Origin of the sequence: Rothia sp. HMSC071F11, assembly GCF_001809115.1 — a bacterium.
Lineage (GTDB): Bacteria > Actinomycetota > Actinomycetes > Actinomycetales > Micrococcaceae > Rothia > Rothia dentocariosa.
Window position 1 is genome coordinate 280,858 of record NZ_KV795756.1, and the last position, 21,897, is coordinate 302,754.

The window sequence follows — 21,897 nt, forward strand, 5'->3', positions numbered from 1 at the left end:
TCCGGCTCCTACAGATCAGACTCCGGTGAATCCCACACCGGTAACCCCTACTCCGGTCAACCCCACACCGGTCCCGGTGAACCCTACGCCTACACAGGCCAACCCAACACCGGTGTATCCTACCCCCACTCCCGTAACACCGGCTCCGGCTAAGCCAACACCCGTGACTCCCACACCGGTTCCGGTCTCTCCGACCCCGTCGCCCGTAACACCTACTCCTGCAGACCCCGCACCCGCACCGTCTCAGGATCCTGGGTGGACCCCTGCGCCTTCGGAGCAGCCTACTAGCCAGCCTGTTCCGTTCCCGAGCCCAAGTGCTTCCGAATCGGCAGCTCCAACTCCTAGCCCGAGCCCTTCGGGGCATGGAAACCCGGGGTCTGACGATTCGCCAGCTCCAGATGCCAGCCCTTCGGCAACGCCGTCGAGCAATGTCTCTCCAGCACCCGCGCCGTCTACATCCGCTGAACCCTTCCCCAATAGCATCGCGACGTTGGGGCGTTTTGCAACAAATTCAGGGTTCCCCAATGCGTTCCCCGGCGCCGCGGACTGGGTACAGGGATATTTGTCTCGTGGAGAGAACGCCCGGAATGGCTCGCCAACTTTGAGAATGGCGAACCCACAGGAGTCTAGAAACGGTTCTTATTCTGTTCCATCTGCTGTGAACCCGGTTGCTCGTCCGCCCGCAACGTCCGCTGGTTCGCAAGCTCAACGGAACGGCGATAGCCCTAAGAGCGTTCAGGAACGTTCAACGGATTCTCGTGGCCCTGGACTCTCAGGTTTCGTGCCGTTGGCGTTCTTCTCCCTGCTAATTCTTGCGATTACCATTGTGGCGATTCGGTACTTTATCCGTGCCAGGTAACAGGGTATGGGCGATTATTGGGGAATGAACCCTCGGACCAAAAAGCATAAAGCACGGGAAAGTTCACTCCGGAAGAGCACATTGGCTCAGCTGGGGGAGTCTCGTGTTTTGCAATTGTTTATGCCCATGCTGGATGAGCATAACCGCTCCGTAATCCAGGTTGTCTCCGCACATGGGCAGGAACCGGTGCTTGAAGTAGGTCCCGGTGACGACTGCGCAGTGCTCACGGGCGATAATCGACGCACGGTTATCACCACAGATACTCTGGTACATGGGCAAGATTTTCTCGATATCTGGCCTGCCGGTCCGTGTAGCGGTGGTTACGAGGTAGGGTGGAAAGCCACCACCCAGAACCTTGCCGATATTGCGGCTATGGGTGCTGAACCCGTTAGCCTTTTTGTATCTCTAAGTCTGCCACCCGAAACCCCCTATGGTTGGGTTGAAGACTTTGCCTGCGGTATCCTCGACTCGCTGCATGCATGCGGCGCTACAGTCTGTACGGTAGGCGGCGGTGATCTAGGCAGCGCACGTGATGCCAGCGTTACCATAACGGCTGTTGGACGATGCGAAAACCCTGTGTTGAGGTCTGGGGCGCAACCGGGAGATACCGTAGCTTTGGCGGGCTGTACCGGGTGGGCTGATGCCGGGCTGCGGCTACTGACAACCACAGGCTCTCTCGACTCGATAGAGCAGCTGCCTTCCACGCAGAAAGAACGTATCGAACGCGCTGTTACCCATCAGCTAAGGCCCGTATCGCCCATACCCACAGGGCGACGCGCTGCAGCATACGGTGCCAACGCGATGCTGGACCTTTCAGACGGACTCGTTAAAGACGCGCGTCGAATTGCCGAAGCATCCGGCGTCGATATCGTGTTCAATGATTCTGCGATTACCGAGCTGGCACGTGAGCTGGTACCAGTGGCAAGTCTTATTCTTGAGCATCAGCCCCATAACGATCATGGTGATTCTGCGGTCAGCCTGGCCCGTGAATGCGTTCTGGGCGGTGGCGAGGACCACGGGCTTTTAGCATGTTTTCCGGCGGGTGCCACGATTCCTGAGGGATTTGTCGCTTTAGGCTCTTGCAGTGCTCAAGAACGAAGTGCATCACGAATTCTGTGCGATGGATATGAGCTCCAAAACTATGGTTGGGAACATTACCGAGCATAACCGTCGTATGCTAGAAAGAGCACGGTTACCCAACCCCGGATGGGAAGGATACGTTATGACGAGCGAGCACTTTGCCGCACAAACCCCGCTTAACTTCGGGGTCACGTGGATTGGCGAGGCGCTCTCAACGGTGCGAGTATATTGCGACACACTTAACTCTCTGAACGCTTTCCCTGTTCCCGACCAGGACACAGGCTCGAATTTGGTACACACTTTAGATGCCCTCAATAAGGCCTTTAGTGAGGAGCTTGATACCCTTCTGCACGATCTTCACGCTCTCACGACGGATATACAGAGCGTTAACCAACGTCTGGGTGAAATCTATGAGAACGCTCTCGTGCAAGCTAGTCGGATGGCTCGCGGCAATTCTGGGACGCTCCTGTGTGCCTGGGCGTTGGAGGCAGTGCGTACCTACTGGAATTTTCCCGGCCGTCTAGCAGAAGAGCTGGGCGAAGAGGCACATAATCTGCCGCTTCTTCAGGAACTTGAGGCGATGTACCGCGAAATACCCGTTACGGAAACCGGTACACGCGAGAGCGCGTACCGTGAGAGCTATGCGTTAGCGCTTGCCGCTGAACGAGTACGCCGTATTATTGCGGATGAAAGCCTAGAGCAGAGCACTATGGTAGCGATTATGGTTGCGCTCGCAGATTACCGTTTTCACTATCGTGCAGGATCGGAGCTCACCGATGTGACGGCACGTGCAGAGTTTCGTCGCGCCACGATGCGCCGAGCGCTTGAGGGCACGGCACAGAATCCGCCGCTGCCAGAACTCAAGGGATACGTAGATGCAGGTGCCCTAGGCTTTTATTTGGCAGCGGTACAATCAAATCCGCGCTGGATGAGCTCGCGTATGCCTGCGCAGGAGGTTTATGCCTTGGCGGAGCCTCCTACAGATGTTACAAAGCCGAACAGTACGTCTGCTCGGAAAGCGCGAAAGACCGAAGGAACGCAGGACCAGGCAGAGCATCATACTGATGCGACCGGTACTCGGGAAAACCCAGGGTCAACCTGGGAAATCATGGGGACGCTAACTATAGACCCCCTTACTCTCGTACAGCTTCGAGCAGAACTAGAAGAGCTTGGCGACTCGCTGTTGCTCACCCCGCTCGATTTTAAGAACAATATGTGGACCTTACACGTACACGTGCCGTCTTTGGAAGAAGCCCGCAAAGTTATCGCTCATTACGGTGTATTAGCGGACGAACGAGTGAGCTCGTTGACTGTTCACGAGGACGAGAGCGCCGCACCATCGTGTTCTCAAGATTGATGTCTAGAGCCTGTGTTCACGGGCAGGATAGAAATGTTTGCAACCAAGACACGAGCGTGCGCGGTGAGATGAGCTGACGGAGGTTCGTAGCGTGCCCCAAATGTGCAACGGTAGTATTAAACCTACGCTACGTCTTATATGACCGTTCGAGCCGAAGGTATTCGGGTTGACGGAGTGCCGCGAGCAGAAAGGAGGGAAAACGTGTCACCTCAAAACTCGAAAGAAGCGCATGATGAGGGCGCGACTCCCAGCCTTTTTGCTGATGAATTTTTAGAAAGCGGTTTTGGACAGGCCAAGAAAGCTGCCAAACAGCAGCCAACCGATACCGAGCATTCTGATCCTAAATCATCTGCCATTCTCTCTGAGGACGAACTTGTAGCCCATGAATATGTAACGGTTCGCGACCTTGCCGAGTATGCACGCGGCACTAAAACGTTAGCGGAACTCTCCACCCTTGCGCATCAGCGTGAAAGCTCGGAGTATCAGCGTATTGTGGATGCTCTGCGTGCTTCTTTGGGTGCGGCGGCTCAGAATATGGAGACAGCGGAACTGTACGAACTGGCTGATATTGCTTATACGGCGCGTACCGAAGCACCGTCCCAGCGTGGAACGTCTATCCGAGGAAAAACCAAGAAGAGCACACAAACAGCATCGCAAAAACCAGCAGCTAAGGGAGCGAAACCCCCACGAACCAATCCAAAAAATTCTACGCATAAGCAATTAAGCACGGATATCTCTCCGGAGAAAAACAATAATCTTGCTTCTCTTGTAGAAGAGCCGCATCATGAAAAGGTCGAACCGAAGAACGCCGTAAAGACACCGGGAAAGAAACCTTCGCGCAAGAAAACCGCCGACCCAAAGAAAACAGATAAGCCAGCCGCGCGAGTGCGGAATACAAAGTCTAGTTCGGACTCTTCTCAAGAGCAAGAAAAGCAACAGCAACGTGCCGCACGGTCGCGGGCTTTAGCACACTATAACGATGAGAAACGCCTGGAAAACGCACCCTTAACACGCTACCTGTCAGCGGCAACGGCACGCGCCCTCAAAACTCACCTGAGCATAAGCACGGTGGGGGAGCTGCTGGAATATTTTCCACGGAAGTATCTGCCTCGCGGAGAACTTAGCCGGTTTGCCGACCTTGTTGAGGGACAGGACGTGACAATTATCGCCAGGGTCACGAACGTTTCGACCCGAACCATGGCGGCACGCAGAGGAAAAATCACCGAAGTCACGATTACCGATACCCTTGCAGAATCCGACCAGAATTCGGTCGATAGTTCTTCATCAGGTACCTTCGCCGTACGCGAGGGCAGGGCTAATATACCGCAACGAATGCCTGCGGGTAAAACCAACCCGCGCGTGAGCGGATTAGCCGCGCCTTCCGCCGGTTACTCGGGCTATGCGGATTCCTACGGACAACAGAGCGGCGGGAATAATTTCTTCGGCGTGCCGCAACATATATTCGGCGGTTCGGATATATCAGGAACCGGGCGGGTGGGCTCCACCATGAAGCTTTCCTTCTTCAACGCATGGACCGCGGCACGCGAGATCCACGCTGGTGAAACCATGATGTTCTCCGGGAAGGTAGGGATTTATCGCGGGGAGTATACACTGACAAACCCGCATTACGCCCTGCTTTCGGACGACGGAAATGCGAACGCCCCCGAACGGGCCGAGGCGCCCATTCCCGTTTATCGTGCTCCGGTAAAACTGCCAACGGATCGCATCGCGACCGCTATTGCTCAGCTCATCGAATCTGTGCCCCTAAAAGAGCTTGAAGACCCAATACCGTATAAAATACGCCGCGCCCGAAAAGTCCCTTCGCTGGAGTGGACCTATCGCGCCCTGCACACTCCCGATAGTGAGGACACCTGGCGCGCCGCTCAAGCTCAGATGCGCTACCGAGAAGCCTTTGTTCTGCAGAGCGCCTTGGCCCGGTTACACGCCGCACGTGCCGCCCACGCCACCGTGGCCCGGCCCGCCCTGCCGGATGGGGCAGCAGATGCTCTGCTAAAGGTGCTTCCCTATGAGCTCACCGAGGGGCAGCAACGAGTGGGCAAGGAGATTTCCCGTGATCTCGCCTCACCGTCACCCATGAATCGGCTTCTACAAGGCGATGTTGGCTCGGGTAAAACGGTGGTAGCCCTTCGCGCTATGCTTCAGGTAGCCGACTCTGGTGGGCAATCCGCGATGCTCGCGCCCACCGAAGTGCTTGCCGAACAGCATTTCCGTTCGATCCTCGATATTCTCGGGGATTTAGCGGATACAGAGGGAATACCGGGATATGAGACTACGCTTTTTCACCCCCAAAACCAAAAAGAAAGCAAAAAATCCGCGCATCGTGTGCGGGTTAGGCTACTCAGCGCCTCAATGCCTAGTGCACACAAGCGTGCCGTACTCGCCGAAATCGCCGACGGAACCGCCGATGTGGTGATCGGTACCCACGCCCTGCTTTCGGACACGGTCACCTTCCGCGACCTTGGCATGGTTGTGGTCGATGAACAGCACCGTTTCGGCGTGGAACAGCGTGACTCTCTGCGTGGGAACAACGGCGAGTTGCCGCATCGTCTGGTGATGACGGCAACCCCTATTCCCCGTACCGTCGCCATGACCGTGTTTGGCGACCTTGATGTGTCCGTACTCGATCAGCTGCCCGCCGGACGGCAGCAGACCGCAACCCATGTGGTACCGCTTGCGGAAAAACCGACCTGGGCAGATCGCCTGTGGACACGCGCTCGCGAAGAGATTGATGCAGGGCACCAGGTCTACGTGGTGGTTCCCAAAATTGGAGATGACGATGAAGAACTTGAAGAAGGTCAGCAGCTCTTCGGCGATGCCGGGCGTGAAGGTTCTCAGAGCTCTGACGGTAAAACACGTCTGACCTCCGTGACCGCGATGACCGCCTATCTAAAACAGAACCCGGCGCTGACCGGAACCCGGATTGCAAGCCTGCATGGGCGTATGGACCCCGAGGAAAAAACTGCTGTAATGACCGCTTTTGAACGCGGTGAGATAGATATTCTGGTGAGCACCACTGTTATTGAAGTAGGCGTGAACGTACCGAATGCGACCCTCATGATGATTATGGACGCCGACCGCTTCGGTATTTCCGGGCTGCACCAGCTTCGCGGCCGCGTGGGGCGTGGCGGTTTTGCCGGAACCTGCCTGCTTGTTACCCGGCAACAGGCCGGGGGAGTATCCCGCGAGCGTCTAGACGCGGTAGCGTCCACCACCGACGGGTTTAAACTTTCACAGATAGACCTGCAGCAGCGCCGTGAGGGTGATATCCTAGGTGCCGCGCAGTCCGGGAAGAAGAGTACCCTTAAGTTCCTGCGGGCGCTCGCCGACGCAACCATTATTGAGCGCGCTCGTGAGGATGCGCGGGCGCTGATCGCGGCAGATCCCACGCTGGCAAAGCATCCGAACTTGGCACGTACAATTGACCGGGCGCTTGATGCCGACCGTGAGGCATTTTTGGGGCGTGGCTAACACACGGGTTTGGCGGTTTTATCACCTTGGAGGCTCCGCCACTAGAGACTATCGACGAACAGACGTGAGGAACGCATGAGCCGTATTATTGCCGGAACCGCTGGCGGTCTACGCCTTGTCCCGGTGCCGGGAGAGAACACTCGTCCCACGACCGACCGGGTGAAGGAATCACTTTTCTCGAAACTGGAGAGCTATGATATTGTGCAGGGGGCACGTGTTCTTGATGCTTATGCTGGGTCGGGTGCCCTCGGATGCGAAGCGCTTTCGCGGGGCGCCGCATCCGTCGAGTTCGTGGAGAAGCATCCAAAGGCGTGTGAGGTAACCCGCCGAAATGTTGCGGCAACGTCGAAAACTGCAACCGGTATTACCCGAGTGACTCAGGGGAGTGCGCAAAGCTATGTAGCGGTCCATAGCGGCCCCTGGGATCTTGTATTTCTTGACCCTCCATATGCATTTACGCAAGATCAGGTTCTCGATATTTTGCGTGTCATCGCCCCGAATCTAGCGGAGGGTGCCATCGTGGTAGTGGAGCGTTCTTCGCGCGACGCGGAACCCGCGTGGAACTCTCAGCTGCGCCGGTTTGCAATGAAGAAATATGGCGAGACAGTGCTGTACTATCTTGAACCAGATGAATCATATGCGGGTGCTGGTTCTGACCCCGCCGAAAGCGAGAATGCTTCATGTTAGCTATCTGCCCCGGATCGTTTGACCCGATTCACCATGGACACCTGGAGATTATTGCTCGTGCCTCTGCGCTCTTTGATGATGTGATCGTGGGGGTAGCGCATAACTCCTCTAAAAAATACCTTTTTTCTCTGCAAGAGCGAGTGAACTTGGTAGAGCGTTCCCTCGCGGAGCGCGGTATTACCACTGTGAAGGTTGAGGTTATTCCGCCGGGGGTACTTTTGGCACAGTGGGCTCAGGAACACGGGGCACAGGTGCTTGTTAAGGGTCTTCGTTCGGGGGCGGACTACGAGTATGAGGCTCCGATGGCGAGTATGAACCGCCATTTGGCAAACTTGGAGACGGTGTTCTTGGCGGGAGAGGACCGTTTCGGCGGGGTGTCTTCGACGATTATCCGTGAGGTTGCGTCCTTAGGCGGCGACGTTTCGGTTTATGTGCCGCGTGTGGTCTCGGATGCGCTCGTCGCTAAGCACTCACAGGCTTCGGACCGATAACACGATTGCGTAGTTTTATGCGTGATTCTCCCATGATCGAAGGCTTTTTTCCTGGGTTTGCGCGTATTTTATGTGAATTTTGATGCGTCGAATGTCATAGTTTGCCGCCCGAACCTTGATTAACGGCGGTTGAGGGGATAGAATATCTCTTTGGTTTAAGCATTTTGTATAAGGAGATATGCCATTTCACCTCAAAACTCCTCTGATTTGGTGGTGTCAGTCAAAAATCTGGTGCACCGTCCCGGATCTATGGAAACCCTCGACGAGGTTGTACAGGCACCCGCTGAGATGGGTAATGCCCTGATTGGTGTACAAGAAGGCACCGACATGGACCTGAACATTCGGCTGGAGTCGGTAGTAGATGGTATCCTGGTAAGCGGCACAACCGTAGTGGATGTACACGGCGAGTGTAGCCTATGTTTGGATCCGATTGATTACGAAATGTCGACCAACATACAAGAGCTTTTTGTTTTCGAGAAGGCCCCCTCTGGCGGCCCCGAAGACGAAGACGATGAGCAGTATGCCGTTGAAGGTGAATCTATTGACCTTGAGCCGGCACTGCGGGATGCAGTAATCCTTCAACTGCCGTTCCAGCCCGTCTGCCGGGAAACCTGCCAGGGACTGTGCTCTGAATGCGGAGCGCGCCTGGAGGAAGACCCCGGGCATCATCACGAGGTGTTGGATCCGCGCTGGTCAGCCTTACAGGGCTTGCTGAGCGAGGATACCGAAAACTAAATTGTTGTTACGAGAGAATGAGAGATAGCTGTGGCTGTTCCCAAGCGCAAGATGTCCCGCGCTAACACCCGCGCGCGTCGTTCCCAGTGGAAGGCATCTGTGCCGCCGCTGGTTAAGACTGTTGAAAACGGTCGCGTGACTTACAGCCTGCCTCACCAGGCAAAGGTTGTAACCGACGCTGCAGGCAATGCCCTGTTCCTGGAATACAAGGGCCGTAAGGTCGCCGACGCTTAATCACGCGAGTATTCCTGATGACTAACATTCCTAGCGAAGCTGGGGAGTTGCTTGAACGTCTCGGTGTCGATATTGACGCCGAGACGTTTTTGCTGTCTCTCACGCACCGTTCCTACGCCTTTGAAAACCCCGGGGTAGAGCATAATGAACGCCTAGAGTTCCTGGGGGATTCTGTACTTTCTCTCGCCATTGCTGAGGAGGTGTACCGCCGCCACCCCGAACTTCCCGAAGGTGAGCTCGTGAAACTGCACCATGTGGTGGTTTCGGCTCCCGCTTTGGCAATAGCCGCCCGTAAACTAGAGCTGGGTAAGCATATCCGTCTAGGTAAGGGGGAAAGGCTTACGGGAGGTGCCGATAAAGATTCGATTCTTGCCGACACCATGGAAGCTATCTTTGGAGCCACGTACATCAGCTTGGGGCGGGAAGCCGCCCGTGAGCTCGTTCTGAGGTTGATTGCGCCCATGTTAGAAGACGAGCAAATTCTCAATTCCGGACGCGACTGGAAAACCGATCTGCAGACGCTGGTAACCTCGCGGTCTTGGGGAGATGTAACCTACGAGATCGAAGCAGAAGGCCCCGACCATGCTCGCGTGTATACTGCCCGCGCTATCGTGGCAAAGCAGACCGCGGGTACCGGAAGCGGACCTAGCAAGAAGGAAGCAGAGCGTCTCGCCGCAGAAGCTGCGTATCGCATACTAGTCTAAAAATAAGTTTGCGCCGCCCGGTGGGAGAAACTAGCTCATGCGCCGAGTGGCGAGTTCATGACGCTGTGAAGGGGAGAGATGCCGGAGCTACCCGAGGTTGAGACTGTGCGTGAGGGTGTGCATCATCATGCTGTCGGTTGTGTAATCGAGCGGGTACGCATTCTCGATGAACGTTCTATTCGCCGCCATATCGGGGGTTCTGCGGATTTTACGACGTGTTTAGAAAGAACCCGTATTCGCGGGGCATATAGGCGCGGCAAGTATATGTGGCTGACACTCTCTGCACCCGAAGACGAACCTTTCCCGAAGCGTGGCGACAGCGATGACACGTTACTGCCGTATGCGCTTGTTATTCATCTGGGGATGAGCGGGCAGCTACTCGTGAAGACTCCAGAATTCCCCGCTGAGAAGCACCTCAAAATCGTACTTGAACTCGAACCCGCCGATGGTGAGAGTACCAATAAAGCCACTGAATTACGGTTTGTCGACCAGCGTATCTTTGGTGGAATGTTCCTTTCGAATCTAGTTCCCGACATTCCTGCGGGTACTTCGTCCGCTGGTGCGGAAGAAATATCGGAAGAGTTCTTGGTTCCTGAAGCTGTTGAGCATATTGGGCGTGACCCGGTAGATCCATCCTTTGATGTGGCAAAGATTCGCCGCATCATGCTACGCACTTCCAGCGGCATTAAACGCCTGCTTCTGGACCAGTCCGTGGTTTCTGGGATCGGGAATATTTATGCGGATGAGGCGCTCTGGCGTGCCAGAATACACTACGCAAAACCTGCAAAATCTCTCAGCGCCGCCCAAACCCGGGAGCTATTCGCCGCCGTACACCAGGTACTGACCGAAGCGCTCCATGCGGGCGGGACCAGTTTCGATGCGCTCTATGTGAACGTCAACGGACAATCCGGTTATTTTGACAGGTCCTTGAACGCTTACGGTCGCGCCGGAGAACCCTGTCGACGGTGCTTAGAGGCCGGGCGCACCAGCATTATTGTGCGTGAACCATTTATGAACCGTTCCTCATACCGGTGTCCGCACTGCCAACGCACCCCGCGCGGGCTAAAGATCAGCTAATGTTTTTCCTACACTGCTGAAGAGGAACGCGAATATTTATCCCCGTAAAAAAGACCCAGACGACGGTACCCCTCGTCGATCGTAACGGCGGGCTCCCACTGTAAAAGTTCGCGGGTGAGCCTCTGATCGAACCAGTGCGCCGTTGAAAGCTGCTCCGCCAAAAACTCGGTCATGGGAGGCTCATCCCCGGCTGTTACCGACTTCGGCAGACGACCCCACACCTTTTCGATTAAACGCCCCGCAAAAGCCGCCGCTGGCGCGGGAACCGAAAAACGCGGCGCGGGGACCCCAACCGCCGTGCAGAAACCACTCAGTAACTCAGCAATCGTGCGGGGCTGGCCATTTGTGACCACCAGCGCGCGCCCAGCTATCGACTCTAGACGCTCATAACCGCGTACCAGCGCATCCGCAGCATTATCGATATAGAGTGTATCGATCAGACCTGTGCCCCCGGAAAGTAGGGGCAGCCGCCCGGACCGAGCCCTATCTAGGACGCGCTCCACCAACTGAGTATCGCCCGGTCCCCAAATCAGGTGCGGGCGTAACGCCCCCACGCGCATGGTAGAGCCCGAGGCGAGTTTTGTACCGTTCGCGGCCAAAACAGTAAGCTCTGCCGTAGCCTTGGAACGAGCATAGTTTCCACGAGCATGCTCGGGGGACGCCGCCCCGTTCCCCTCGCCGATGAGAGCCGTTCCGGCATGAGCAACCGAAGGAGAAGATACATACAAAAACTTAGAAATCGAACGCTCTATAGCGGCATCCAGAAGAGCCTGCGTGCCCACAATATTGGTACGCTCGTAATCCTCCCAATCGCCCGAAACAGATACTTTCGCAGCGGCATGCACAATACCGTCCACTCCCACAAGAGCCTGCTCAATAACCTCAGCATTATTAAGAGAACCGCGAATCTGCTCGAAACGAGGGCGTATCGTATCTGGCAGCAGCGCTGCAATACCCGCATCACTGCGCTGGAATACGCGCACATCATACCCGGCACGCAATAGCGCGATGGCGGTTTCACGACCAAGCATGCCGCTTGCGCCGGTAATAAGCACACGTTCGCCGCTACGGGCAGCAAAATACGATTCATCGACGGGACGCAAAGACCGCGGCGCAGGGTCGGTATACCGAGCCGCTAAAGGAGCCGGGGTAGCCATAAAAGCCTCCAAAATTCAGGTTTCTCATGATTTTCAAGAATCTACATGCGAAAACACAACGGGAGAACAGTATCAGGCGGATCCCCTGCGTATCCTCTCACCGCTATCTTAAGAACTAAGCACCCGCAAGTACCTTTGAAGCCCACTCGCCAAGGGCAGGCCTATCAATCTTCGAGTTATGGCGAATATCGGTCGGATGCTCCTTGATAACCAACACAGCCGCTAGCTCTATACCCGTATCGTCCTGAACGCGCTCGCGGATCTGTCGGCTCAGCTCGAAGGGTGCCTGACCCTGCTTGAGTTTACGGTTGGCGGCCTCAATGACGAGCACGGGTGCGGCTGTGCCTGAAGGACCGACCGAGACCAGCGCGGCACGGCGAACTGCATCCAAGGTCTCGGCGGACTGCTCAGCGGCAACCGGGGTCAGTACACCTTGGGCAGTCAAAAGGACATGCGCTAAGCGACCCTCAACCCAGAGACGACCGGCAGCATCCAGATGCCCCACATCGCCGGTGTGATGCCAACCGGGGGTTGAAATCGATTGTTCTTCAGTCACCCACAGAGTATCGTAACGGTCTTTAACATGGGGAGCCGATACCAAAATCTCACCGGTCACCCCCGGTTCGTGAGTCATTTCCGAAGCCACAGTTCCATCCTCCTGTAAAGGAGCGATCGCCACCGCCGCACCATAGACTGCGTACCCTACACATACCCCGTCTCGTGCAAAAGGATCAAGAATATCGCCCTCGGCATTCGGGGTTCCCTCAGCTAGTGCCTGGCGAATCATATCCAAAGATACATCGGTAACCGGCAGTCCCTCGGTCATACCATAAGGGGTGTGCAGTGAGGCATGAGGCACCAGCTTCGAGAGTTCGTCAAGCAGGGGAACAGGAATAGGCGCCCCAGCCGACAGCACGGTGGTGACCTCCGCTAGGGCTGCGCGCTGCGAATCGGTGAGTTCGGAGGCGCTTGCCACCACGTTCACGAGTGCCGCAGGGGAGGCGAAGACGGTGGATGCGCCAATCGCCTCGGTCGCGGAGGCTAACGCGGTTGCGGTGAGCGTCTTGGGCTTGGTCACGTCCATCTTCGGGGTAACACTCGTAGCGCCCAGTGCCGGACCTAGAAGCGCGAAGGGTGCGAATCCAGCTACCAGACCTGACCCGGACTTGAATCCGTAGGTGTTGACGATGGCATCGCGCATACCCGCCAGCTGGCGCTGGGTGTACACAACACCCTTTGCGGGGCCGGTTGAGCCGGAAGTGTACAGGACGGCGGCATCCGCATCCGGATCGGGGTCGGGGAACTCGATAACCGCAGGAGTGGCAATAGGGGCGCTGAGTGTGTTTTCGGATGTTTTAGAACGTGCCGAACGTTTGTGAACGGACTCAAAGACAGAACCTTCTACACCGAGCACCCGATCCTGGAACTTACCGAGCGGTTCTACGGAAATGCGGTGCCCGGGCCACAACAGGGATCGTGCGGCGGCGAGAGCGGCGGGAATGCCCACGATAAATTGCGGGTTGGCGCCCTTGAGCGCGCGCGTAAGACCCGTAAGCCCCAAACCGGTATCCGCCACCACAATAACCGCACCCAGTTTAAGGCACGCATAAATAAGCGTTGTCAGGCGTGACCCAGGTGGCACCATCAGATTCACACGGTCACCGGGACGTACCCCTAGGGCGCGCAGGCGCGCCGCCGCCGCATCCACATGCGTTGCGAGCTGCTGCCACGTAAGCTGTGCTGCAACCTGGGTGCCATCGCCTGCGGAGTCCATATCTACAATTGCGAGCGAGGTGTCCTGCGCGCGTTCGTTCAACGCCGCTATCATCGGGCGGAATTCTTCGTGTGCTTCTTCTTCGGAAGTTTTCAGATTCCGAATACGTTCGTCCAAAGCTCGCCGCGCCTCACGATGCTGCGCCTCTGCGTTGACCGGCTTCTCTAGATAACCCTCAACGAGTGCGCCGAAGTTCTGCCCCAGCCAAGCAAAGATAGGGGCGGCAATATCTTCATCTTCGGCAACTAGGTGCGATGCCTTTTCGTAGCGGTGCACCTTGGCCTGGGGAAAACGATCCATCAGATCGAAGAGGTAGCGCCGCTGAAAAACCGGGTCTTTAGTACCCCACTGGAAGAACGCGGGAACCTTCAAATCCCGAACACCTTCCGCAATGCGCACCATATGAGCGTATGAGGGTATATCGGTTCCGGTGGGAATATCGCCCACAAAATTGCGGATACCTTCGCGCCACGCCGGATGCGCATAGGGCGCTCGATAGGTGCGGCGAATCCCCTCGTGAAGTTTGCTGGGGTAAAGCGCACGCGGTTGGGATTCCTGTGGCCCGGCTAGAGCCCGTTCCGAAGAGCCTGGCTCACCTTCGGAGGGCACCCGGCCCTGGTTCTGTGCCAGCCCCAGAGTAACGTCTAGAAAAGCTGTAGAGTCTCGTGTACCCAGCTCGTGAACCCCCAAAGCTAGGCGCAGCGCCGCCGGGATGCGCTCAACACCATCGTGATATACAGCCGTGTTCGTGAGCATGACGCCCGAAAGAATATTATGGTGTTCAATCGCCCAGCCCAGCGAGATTAAACCGCCCCAGTCATGGGCGAGGGTCACCACCGGTTTATCGGTTTTATCCAGCCCGAGTGTACGGGTAAAGTCACCCAGGTCTGCTATACGGTCTTCAAGCGAGCGCCGTTCGTCCTCCAGATCGAGGTGAGTGCGTTCGGAGTACCCCATATCGAGCTGGTCGACAGCGATAACACGCCACGGCGCTGTACTGTTCACGCCGGCATCGAGTACGGTACGCCACAGATACGACCAGGTGGGGTTGCCGTGTACGCACAGGATCGTGCCGATAGGGTCAAGCCCATGTTCCTGAAGCGCTGGCGTGTTGTCGAGGTAATGCCACCGTCGTGCCTGCGCCTGGGCGGCCCGCACCTCAATCGGGGCGGTGGTAGGTACCTCAAGCATGTGCGAGTAGCGAGGATCAACGCCCGTCCACTCGTGTGGGTTATATGGTGGTTGGGTTTTCGGGAAGTTAAGGTGGCGCATATACTGTCCTTGCTGTTGCGACGGCTCGTCGCCGGTGATATTCAGAGTACCTTGGCGTGGGGCTATGTACCGATACAGTGAGGAGCCCCGCACCTGCCGAGGCTCCCACGCGATGAGACGATACTAATTCACATTACCAGTCGATTTCCATGAGCGCAGTATTCAAACCGGAACCCACACCCATGCATAGAATACGGTCACCTTTTTTATAGGTGGGGGCGCATTCCGCAAGAGTCATGGGCAGTGCCGCTGCCGCTACGTTACCCCAAACGGGGAAAGTCAGCGGAATACGGTCGCGTTTAATTCCTACGGCTTCGATAATAGCGTTGGTGTGAGCATTAGAAATCTGGTGAGTCACATAGGAATCCATATCGGTCCACTCCCAGCCGTCCTCATGAGCTTGTTCCCAAGCCTGAGCTACCAGCTGCAGACCATGCTCAAGAAGACCAGCGGCATCAGTATTCATGCCCTGATCAGCTTCACCGCCAATGCACAGATTACGATGCTCAGTTCCCGCACGCGATACCGAACCGATGATGCGGTGCCCTTCGGGATGCGCATCTGCCTTACCGAGTACCGCCGCCGCCGCACCCGAGCCGAGGGTGAGGGTAGCAAACTGGGCGAGCACATCCTCACGAGATGTATGAGGCTGGCTCAAAATCCGCAGGGCGGTACGATGCCATGGGGAAGGATCTTCACCGGCAACAACGAGAGCATAGTCAATGGCACCGGAATCGATCATCGTAGACGCCACAGTCATAGCGTTTACAAACCCTAGGCAGGCATTCGTAATATCGAAGTTTAGGGCGTGACGAGGCAGATTAAGGCGGTCATGAATACCCACAGATACTGCGGGTTCAAAATTATCGCGGGTTACAGAAGCATTAATGAGCAGCCCCACTTGGTCCCGGTCAACCTTCGCAGCTTGAAGCGCTTTCTCTGCTGCAGCAACGGCACCATCTTCAAAAGTTTGGCCCTCAGCCCAGCCACGACGTTCGCTAATACCCGCCAGACGCTCCAGTAACCCCTTAGGCATCTTCAGACGCTTATAGGTGTTGGACAATTGTTCGTCAAAATATGAGCTTGTAACTACACGGGGAGGAAGTTCATGCGCGATAGAAAGTAAAGCAGCGTTACGATGCCGGATATCAGAATTTACGCCGGGCTTATCTGCGTCAGAAGTCGCGGCTGCAGTGTGTTCGGACAATCTGTATGACCTTTACAGGGAGGTACGTCTATGATGGGTACAACGAAGAAATAGCGGAGGCGCTGGTACGCTCCCCGCATCGTCGACTTAGTTAAATCTACCGTACCCGCGCCCTAAAGTCCGAAATTCCGCATTCATGACTCCGTGCGCCGCATGGCAGACATCCCTAGAATATCAAGGCGTAAAGTTATTGTGCAGCCCTTGGCGGCTTCGAGATACGGAATATTCGTTCACCTATCGCTTAAGACCTTCAACTGGAAGCCGACGCTTCCCGGCAGATCAGGATGCAAACTTTCCTAAAGCCGGGCAACGTCCGTTGTGCATCCTTAAAATCTGGATGAGCTCGTTTCACGCCCGGAACGCTGATGATGCATCTGAGTACAATAGAACTACTCTGCGCCTGCTAAAACCCCGGCGCGGTTTCCACCCGATGAAAGGCAATCCGTGCACCTGACTTCGCTCACCCTACGCGGCTTCAAGTCTTTCGCATCGTCCACCACATTTGAATTCGCACCCGGCATTAACGCTGTGGTAGGACCTAACGGCTCGGGAAAATCCAATATTATGGATGCGCTCGCCTGGGTTATGGGGGAGCAGGGGGCAAAAACTCTGCGCGGTGGTTCCATGCAGGATGTTATTTTTGCGGGTTCTGGTACGAATGGAGCTGAAAACGGCGGAAAATCCCAATTAGGGCGTGCCCAAGTTGTTTTGCGCCTAGATAATACAGATGGTGCGCTATCGATACCCGCCGACACTGTCGAAATCTCACGTACTATGTTCCGTGCCGGTGGCAGCGAATATGAGATTAATGGGTCGCCTGCTCGTCTGTCCGATGTGCATGATATTCTCGCGGAAGCTGGAATGGGGCGTGAGATGCACGTGCTTATTGGACAGGGTCAGCTCGATAAAATTTTGCACGCCTCTGCCGCCGAACGCCGCGAAATTATGGAAGAGGCCGCCGGAATCCTAAAATACCGCCGCCGCCAGGATAAAACCGCCCGCAAACTTGAGGCCATGAGTGCTAATCTGACCCGCTTGAACGACTTGGCTGCCGAGCTCAGCAACCAGTTGGAACCGCTGGGGGATCAAGCAGAGTCTGCGGCAACCGCACGTGAACTGCAAGCGCGCATCCGTGAACTGCACGGCATACTAATAGCCCGGGAAACCCATGCGCTCAACGCCCAAGTACAGGAACAGACCCGGCGACTTAGCGATACGAGTGAGCAGGCGCATGAACTCGATGAAAGCCGTGAAAAAATACGGACGCGGCGAAAAACCCTCGACGAGAACCTTGAATCAGCCCGCCGCGAGCAGACGGAGGCGAACGCTCATCTAGCGCGCATCCGCGAGCTTGTGGCACGGGTTAACGCGGTAATCGCGGTAGCGGCTGAGCGTGCCCAAGCGGAAGAAAACGCTCCTGCCCTTGAAGACTATCGGCAGGAAGTTGAGCGCTGTGCACAACGCCTTGCAGAGGATGAAAAAAATCGTGACAGCGCGGCTGTTGAGCACGAAAAAGCGCAGACGGAGGCTCAGGAATCTGAACGTCGAGTACAGGAACTTACAAGCGCTCTCGCCACATTGGAAAACACCCGTGCTAAACGCGAGGCTGAGCGTGACCGCGCTAGGAAACGCCGCGCCGAACTTGCTGAAGCTACCGCCGTGGCACGCGCCACCTATGAACGCGCTTGTGCCGTGGAAGAGACCCGCCGTGCTGAACACGAAGACTTGACCGCCGAATCTGCGCGTATGGCTAAGACCGTAGCGCACTCAGAGGCTGCCCTGCAGACGGCGGCAGCGGAAGAAGAAACTCACCAGCGAGATCTCACCGCCGCCGCTAGCGTACGAACTAAAGCCGAAGAAACCCGTGAGAAGGTTCGTGCCCAGGTATTAGAGGCCTCCCAAACATATGCTGGTGCCCATGAACGTGCCGCAACTCTGCGAGAAGCCCTTGGGCAAAGTCTAGAGATAACCGACAATCTCTCGGAAGAGCATCTCGATCAGCTCGTGCGTGTTTTCGAGGTTCTTACCATCGAGAAAGGCTGGGAGCGCGCCGCTTCTGCCGCACTGGCTGCTTTTGCATCGGCAGCAATCAACGCCCCGCAAGACACCCATATTTCTCGTCTTATCTTTGACGTTGGGAAGAAGACAGCGAAGACTAGGAAGATATCTCGAAAGACAGAAGAATTAGCGGAAAAAACTCTGGACCTTCCAGATGTACCAGATGCCGTAGCGGCACTTACAGCCATTACTCCTGCCACAGATTCGGCAGAGAATCTATTCGATAAACCTGCCCGCACAGCTCTTAACGCGGCACTCTACGCACGCCTGCACGGAGTTTACTTTGTGCAGGATGCGCCCGCAGCTGCCTTAGCACTTACCGCCGGCGCTTACCGTGTTTACGACAGGCAGGGAATCGAATACACCGCCTACAGTATTCTGCACCCAGCACACGAACAGAGCGCTCTCGAACTTGCCGCCGCCGCGCAGACCGCCCGTGACGACGCCGAAAAAGCTCTAGAAAAACTCAACCGTGTCAAGAAAAAACTTACGGCCGCCGAACGCGCTCTCACTGATGCACTCGATGCGGAACGCGGCACCGCCAAACTTCTAGGCGAATCCCGTGCCGCTCGCGCCCGCGCCGAGGCGGAGCATGCACGCATCCTAAGCCGATCCGAAAGTATGCATGCCGAGATCGCGCGTGCTGCCGAAAAACTGCACCATGCCGCAGATGAAGCACAGGAACTTCAGAGCGCATACCAACAGACACGCGACGAGCTGACCGCCCATGAAGAAGCTCGTATAACGCATAGCATCATGGGGAGTGCAGAGGCCGAAGCCGACAGTACCCCGGATAACCCCGTCGATCTCGAAGGCTCTCTCGCGCAGGCACGCAAAACACTGCATGAGGCAGAACAGCATCATGCCCGCATCCAAGCCACGGTTGCACAACGGGCTGCCGAGATGCGCGCCGCACAAGTTTCGGCGGAACGCGCCCGAGAGATCCATGCTCGTGCCGAGCAGGCTCTCACCGCAGCGCAGGCAGCGTGCGAGCAAGCGCATCGCCTAGCTACCGCAGCACGTTCACAACAGCGTCAAGCTCACGCGCTAGCTGATGCTCTAGCTGCTGAAGCAGAAACCTGGAAAAAACGTCTTGACGAAATCGCTCACAGCATGGGCGAAACCGCCGAACAACGTGCCGAAACCTACACCGAAGAACAAGACCTTGCGACGGCCCATCAAGCAGCCCTCGCCCTCATCTCGCGCGCCGAAACCGAACTCGCACGCCTCGAAATCCGTCGTGAAACTCTGGCAGAACGCTCACGGCTTCTGACCCAGCTGCCTCTCGACGAAATTCTGCAGACACACCCCAACCCAGACGAAAACGCCGAAGATTATGTACCCACCGAGACCATTCAAACACGGCTTGCTGCCACCGAACGCGAACTCGAAAAGCTCGGCAAAATCAACCCCCTCGCCCTCGAAGAATACGAAGCGCTTAGCGAACGACACACCTACCTGCGAGAACAAATCGCTGACCTCAAAAAATCTCGCGGCGATGTCATGACCGTCATGGACGAAGTCACCACCCACATAGCCGAAGTTTTCACGCAGGCATTCAACACCGTAAACGAGCATTATGAACGTATCTTCGGCATACTTTTCCCCGGAGGCGAGGGACGCCTGGAACTCTCCGACCCTGACGATATTCTTAACTCAGGCGTAGATATTTATGCCCGTCCGGCTGGCAAAAAAGTCAAACGTCTCTCGCTTCTTTCCGGAGGGGAACGATCGCTCGCATCCCTGGCGTTGTTAATCGCCATCTTTATGGCAAGCCCCTCACCGTTTTATGCCCTTGATGAGGTAGAAGCAGCCCTTGACGACCGCAACCTAGGGCGAGTCCTCACAGTACTGCAAGAACTAGGGGAGCGCTCGCAGCTCATCGTGGTAACCCACCAAAAACGTACGATGCAGATTGCACAAACCCTTTATGGCGTTTCGATGCGCAACGGTGTTTCGACTGTAATCTCACAAAATATGGATGAGCTGCGCGAGCTGCTCTAACGTTTTCTAGGCGCAAAATAAAATACTGTGGGCTAAGAATGCTCGAAGATGTTCTTAGCCCACAGTATTTTGTGAATGTTCCCCTACCTTCCGGTATAGTTCTCATCCGCCAGTTCGCGGGGCCAGTGTGGAGTACGGAACGGTAGCCAGGTGAGTGAAGCTGCCAGGAGTAAACCTCCGCAGAGCATGAATGCAGGTGTGAAGCCCCACGTATCGGCAACAGCACCGGCGAGAAGCGGGCCCAGAATCATGCCGAAATCACTATGCATTTGGAAAGTTGCAAGCACGGGTGCTCCATCGCGTTTGCTACCGATCACATCGGCAACAGAGGCTTGCAGCGAGGGCGTGATCAGTGCGGCACCAGCACCCATACCCACGATGAGAGCCACAAGCATCCAAGGCGCCGAAGAAATACCAATAGTCGAAATGGCGGTTCCGGCGATAAGCAAACCGATAAAAATCATGATGCGCCGCCCCAAGTTGTCTGATAGACGCCCCGAAACGGTTTGGGTAAGAGCATTTGCTAACGAACCAACCGCCATCACCGTAGAGGCAAGGACGGTTCCCTCCGGTGCCCTAGACGCATCGCCGCCCGTCGCCAAATACGCCGCGAGCAGAGGAATCAGAGAAGACTGTATGCCTAAAACAGCCCAGCCGATCGTAAAGTTCGTGAAAAGCGCCGATCGATAGTTCGTAAATTTGAGTGCTTGCCGAACGGTCATCGTGGCTGGCATAGGGGGTTTCTGCCGGGGTGATTCCTTGCCCGAAGCCGGTACATCGGTTGCAGGAGCATCGTTAGTATCGGGGGAAGCTTTGGAGCCAGTATCATGCTGGGTGGGAAGACTATATGCCTCACGTTCGGCATCGATCTGATCAGCAGGAGGCATCATGAACCAGACGATAGCCCCAGCTACCAGCAGAGAGCAGCCGTAGAGGGCAAATGGCAGGCGCATCCCCAAGCCGCTGAGCGCACCGCCGACGACCGGCCCCATAATGTTCCCGAGCAGGAATGCGGTAGCGTAGTATCCCGAAACCCGCCCGCGCATATGCGAAGGTGCTAAACGCACCAGAAGACCCATCGCAGAAACCGTGAACATGACCGAACCAATACCTGCGAATGCGCGCGAAGCCAGCAGCACCCAGTAATCCCAGGCAGCGGCATTTACGAAGGACGAAACCGCCACAATAACCATGCCGCAGGTGTAGATAGGGCGCTCACCAAACCGTGAGATGAGCTTGCCCGCACCCGGTGCGAAGACTAACCGCATGGCTGCCAATGCCGAGACCACAATCGTTGTTGCCGCTACTCCCACGTTAAAGCTACGCGCAAAACTAGGGAGTACAGGTGCTACGAGTCCGTACCCGAGCGCGATCATAAAAGATGCGGCAATGAGTACCTTCAACCCGGTAGGAATACGAGTTTTTGCGGGGGTTTCAGGCGGTGCACCTTCAGCTTCGTCAGCCTTCGTGAGCTGGATGCGCCTGCCGCTCTCATCCTCAATAGTTGCGGATGCGATGGCATCCGCTCCGGGGCTGACGATAGGGATCGCACCGGTTGCTGCACTCATGTAGTCCGGTGTGCATTGCTGCGTGCTGCCGGTATTGGAAGGTTCTTTCTTCCCGGTATCCTGCTGAGTTTCTGCGGGGGAGGAGCCTTGGGACTGTGCGTTGTGTTCGTGCGGGGTCATAACTCTTTCTGAGTATTTGGCGGT

13 protein-coding genes and 2 pseudogenes are annotated in these 21,897 nt (G+C 56.2%); 11 read left to right on the top strand and 4 right to left on the bottom strand.

Annotated features, from left to right (window positions below; genetic code table 11):
• The 10 genes and pseudogenes from HMPREF2554_RS11775 to mutM form a co-directional block, all read left to right on the top strand.
• Positions 1-859, top strand: a pseudogene (locus HMPREF2554_RS11775) (transcriptional regulator); the annotation flags it as partial.
• An 81-nt stretch (positions 860-940) separates the two neighbouring features.
• Complete coding sequence (locus HMPREF2554_RS05685; RefSeq protein ID WP_115333562.1) at positions 941-2,026, top strand: thiamine-phosphate kinase; 1,086 nt, start codon at positions 941-943, stop codon at positions 2,024-2,026.
• Between the two features lie 55 nt (positions 2,027-2,081).
• Positions 2,082-3,296 (top strand): DAK2 domain-containing protein, encoded by a 1,215-nt coding sequence (locus HMPREF2554_RS05690; RefSeq protein ID WP_246826018.1) that lies wholly within the window; start codon positions 2,082-2,084, stop codon positions 3,294-3,296.
• 138 nt (positions 3,297-3,434) lie between these two features.
• The gene (locus HMPREF2554_RS05695; protein ID WP_083297441.1) at positions 3,435-6,785 is read left to right on the top strand and encodes an ATP-dependent DNA helicase RecG; all 3,351 of its coding nucleotides are present in this window, start codon (positions 3,435-3,437) and stop codon (positions 6,783-6,785) included.
• 69 nt (positions 6,786-6,854) lie between these two features.
• Positions 6,855-7,472: pseudogene (rsmD, locus tag HMPREF2554_RS05700) on the top strand (16S rRNA (guanine(966)-N(2))-methyltransferase RsmD); the annotation flags it as partial.
• On the top strand, positions 7,466-7,963 hold the full coding sequence (gene coaD, locus HMPREF2554_RS05705; RefSeq protein ID WP_070554351.1) for a pantetheine-phosphate adenylyltransferase: 498 nt from the start codon (positions 7,466-7,468) through the stop codon (positions 7,961-7,963). The pseudogene rsmD and the gene coaD, both read left to right, overlap by 7 nt.
• A 207-nt stretch (positions 7,964-8,170) precedes the next feature.
• The gene (locus HMPREF2554_RS05710; protein WP_004004887.1) at positions 8,171-8,698 is read left to right on the top strand and encodes a YceD family protein; all 528 of its coding nucleotides are present in this window, start codon (positions 8,171-8,173) and stop codon (positions 8,696-8,698) included.
• A 30-nt stretch (positions 8,699-8,728) separates the two neighbouring features.
• On the top strand, positions 8,729-8,932 hold the full coding sequence (rpmF, locus tag HMPREF2554_RS05715) for a 50S ribosomal protein L32 (RefSeq protein WP_004004885.1): 204 nt from the start codon (positions 8,729-8,731) through the stop codon (positions 8,930-8,932).
• Between the two features lie 17 nt (positions 8,933-8,949).
• Entirely contained in the window at positions 8,950-9,636 is a 687-nt protein-coding gene (rnc, locus tag HMPREF2554_RS05720; protein WP_004004884.1) for a ribonuclease III, read from the top strand.
• A 78-nt stretch (positions 9,637-9,714) separates the two neighbouring features.
• A complete protein-coding gene (gene mutM / locus HMPREF2554_RS05725) occupies positions 9,715-10,713 on the top strand; it encodes a bifunctional DNA-formamidopyrimidine glycosylase/DNA-(apurinic or apyrimidinic site) lyase (RefSeq protein ID WP_013399240.1) in 999 nt (332 codons plus the stop codon).
• Positions 10,714-10,721: 8 nt separating this feature from the next.
• Here mutM and HMPREF2554_RS05730 read toward each other — a convergent pair whose 3' ends face one another.
• The 3 genes from HMPREF2554_RS05730 to HMPREF2554_RS05740 form a co-directional block, all read right to left on the bottom strand.
• Entirely contained in the window at positions 10,722-11,870 is a 1,149-nt protein-coding gene (locus tag HMPREF2554_RS05730) for an NAD-dependent epimerase/dehydratase family protein (protein ID WP_013399239.1), read from the bottom strand.
• 115 nt (positions 11,871-11,985) lie between these two features.
• Positions 11,986-14,916 carry an alpha/beta fold hydrolase gene (locus HMPREF2554_RS05735; protein ID WP_070554353.1) on the bottom strand — a complete coding sequence of 977 codons (2,931 nt, stop codon included), beginning with the start codon at positions 14,914-14,916 and terminating at the stop codon, positions 11,986-11,988.
• A gap of 133 nt (positions 14,917-15,049) precedes the next feature.
• The gene (locus HMPREF2554_RS05740) at positions 15,050-16,123 is read right to left on the bottom strand and encodes a 3-oxoacyl-ACP synthase III (protein ID WP_004004880.1); all 1,074 of its coding nucleotides are present in this window, start codon (positions 16,121-16,123) and stop codon (positions 15,050-15,052) included.
• 444 nt (positions 16,124-16,567) lie between these two features.
• On the opposite strand from HMPREF2554_RS05740, the gene smc reads away from it, so the two are divergent.
• Positions 16,568-20,185, top strand: a complete 3,618-nt coding sequence (gene smc, locus HMPREF2554_RS05745) for a chromosome segregation protein SMC (protein WP_070554355.1) — start codon at positions 16,568-16,570, stop codon at positions 20,183-20,185.
• Between the two features lie 83 nt (positions 20,186-20,268).
• On the opposite strand, the gene HMPREF2554_RS05750 is transcribed toward smc, so the two are convergent.
• Entirely contained in the window at positions 20,269-21,873 is a 1,605-nt protein-coding gene (locus HMPREF2554_RS05750; RefSeq protein WP_013399236.1) for an MFS transporter, read from the bottom strand.
• Between the last annotated feature and the right edge of the window lie 24 nt (positions 21,874-21,897).